Source organism: Litoribrevibacter albus, from assembly GCF_030159995.1.
Taxonomy (GTDB): Bacteria; Pseudomonadota; Gammaproteobacteria; order Pseudomonadales; family Litoribrevibacteraceae; genus Litoribrevibacter; species Litoribrevibacter albus.
The window spans coordinates 1-947 of sequence record NZ_BSNM01000020.1 but is presented as its reverse complement, the minus strand read 5'-3'; the positions used below and the strand labels follow the sequence as shown (position 1 = coordinate 947).

Sequence of the window (947 nt, the reverse complement as noted above, 5' to 3'; positions counted from 1 at the left end):
TACCAGATTCAAGCCTATTTATCCCAGAGTTTGAGTCAGAGAAAGATTGCTGAGTTGCTGGAGGTTGATCCCAGCACCATCAGTAGAGAGTTGAAACGAAATACGGTGGGAAACGTCTATTGTCCCGCGTTGGCGCAAAAGCATACCCAAACCAGAAAAATCAAGGCTTCCAAGTATCGGGTATCAGCTCAAACCGAGTTCTATGTTCGCAGTTTTATAGAGGCGGATTGGAGCCCTGAACAAGCATCGGCTGTGCTGAACGAACTTGGTTTTCCAGTGAGTCATGAATGGATTTACCGGTTCATTGCCAAGGATAAATTGTCCGGTGGAACGCTATTCAAACACCTAAGACAAGGCAATAGAAAATACCGTAAAGGTAAGCACCATAATCGCTTACCTATTGCTGATGCACGATCAATTGAGCTCAGGCCTTCGGAGGTTCAAGCCCGTGCCAGACTGGGTGACTGGGAAGCGGATACGGTGTTAGGAAAACATGGAACCGGCGCCATTGTTACGCTTGCAGAACGAAAGAGTCGGTTGTACTTGATCCGCAGAGTAAACAGCAAGTCATCCGATGAGGTAAGCGAAGCCATTATCGACATGCTCAAGCCACACAAGAAGTTCGTAAAGACAATAACGTTCGATAATGGTGGCGAATTTGCCCAGCATAAAAAGATCGAAGAAGCTCTTCAGGCAATGACCTATTTTGCTCATCCATACTCTTCATGGGAGCGAGGGCTGAATGAAAATTTTAATGGTTTGCTGAGGCAGTATGTTCCTAAAGGAAGCGATCTTAGGCTCGTGACCAATGATGATTTATCGATCATAGAAAAGAAATTAAACCTGAGGCCCAGAAAGTGTCTTGGGTTTAAGCAGCCGCAGAAGGTCTATGACGAATTAAAAGCTGCGGCTTAGGGCGAGTGTTGCACTTGCGAGTTGAATTCGCG

At 46.0% G+C, this 947-nt stretch carries 1 protein-coding gene; it reads left to right on the top strand.

Features of this window, described 5'->3' with window-relative positions:
* Nucleotides 1-915 (top strand): IS30 family transposase (locus QQL66_RS18480; RefSeq protein ID WP_284383485.1); only part of this gene is annotated, 915 nt, incomplete at its 5' end.
* Between the last annotated feature and the right edge of the window lie 32 nt (nt 916-947).